Below are 1,010 nucleotides of genomic sequence, written 5' to 3' on the forward strand. Positions count from 1 at the left end.
CGGTGGCGTAGTCGAAGGGCAGACCCGGCATCAGGGTCGGGTTGACGACGTGGCCCATGCTGTCGAGCAGAAGCGTGTGGCCGTCCTTCGGTGAACGCGCGACTTCCGCCGCGCCGATCGAGCCCCCCGCGCCGCCGCGGTTCTCGATGACGATGTTCTGGCCGAGCTGTGCGGCGAGATGCGGTTGCAGCAGGCGCGCGACCGTGTCCGTGCCGCCGCCGGGCGGATAAGGCGGGATGAGGCGGATCGGCTGGGTCGGGAAGGCCTGCGCGCGGGCAATGCCCGGCAGGGCCGGCGACAACGCGGCAGTCAGCAGGGCACGGCGGTCGAACTGCATGGTCGGTTCCTCCGTATTGGCGCGGACGTTAGAGCGCCGGCCGCCATGCGTCACGGGGGCGTGCCCCTGGTCGCGCCAAGGGGGTGGCGCTAGCCTCCTCGCAACGGAGGACGCCGCATGACCCGCAAGCTGCCGCTGCTGCCGACCTCGCTCGTCGGCTCCTATCCCCAGCCCGAGTGGCTGATCGACCGCAAGCGCCTGGCGGGCCGCTTTCCGCCACGGGTGCGCGCGCGTGAGCTGTGGCGCGTCGCGCCGGAGTTCCTCGACCAGGCGCAGGACGACGCGACGCTCCTGGCGATCCGCGCGCAGGAACGCGCGGGGCTCGACATCGTCACCGACGGCGAGATGCGGCGGGAGAGCTACTCGAACCGCTTCGCGACCGCGCTGGACGGCGTGGACATCGACAATCCGGGCAGCGCGCTCGACCGCAGCGGGCATCCGAACCCGGTGCCGCGCGTCGTGGGGCGCATCCGCCGCCGCCATGCGGTCGAGACGCGCGACGTGCAGTTCCTGCGCGCCAACACCGACCGCGTCATCAAGATCACCGTGCCCGGCCCCTTCACCATGGCTCAGCAGGCGCAGAACGACTTCTACGAGGACGAGGCGGAGATGGCGATGGACTACGCCGCCGCCGTCAACGAGGAGATCCGCGACCTCTTCGCCGCCGGCGCGG

Annotated in this window: 1 protein-coding gene and 1 pseudogene; one reads left to right on the forward strand and one right to left on the reverse strand. The window is 71.8% G+C overall.

Annotated elements, in window-relative coordinates:
- Window positions 1-337 (reverse strand): Bug family tripartite tricarboxylate transporter substrate binding protein (locus tag GXW76_RS25425; protein ID WP_272876149.1); only part of this gene is annotated, 337 nt, incomplete at its 3' end.
- Window positions 338-454: 117 nt separating this feature from the next.
- Between GXW76_RS25425 and GXW76_RS25430 the strand changes: the two are divergent.
- Window positions 455-1,010, forward strand: a pseudogene (locus GXW76_RS25430) (5-methyltetrahydropteroyltriglutamate--homocysteine methyltransferase); the annotation flags it as partial.

This window comes from Neoroseomonas soli (genome assembly GCF_018129065.1).
In the GTDB taxonomy this organism is placed as follows: Bacteria; Pseudomonadota; Alphaproteobacteria; order Acetobacterales; family Acetobacteraceae; genus Neoroseomonas; species Neoroseomonas soli.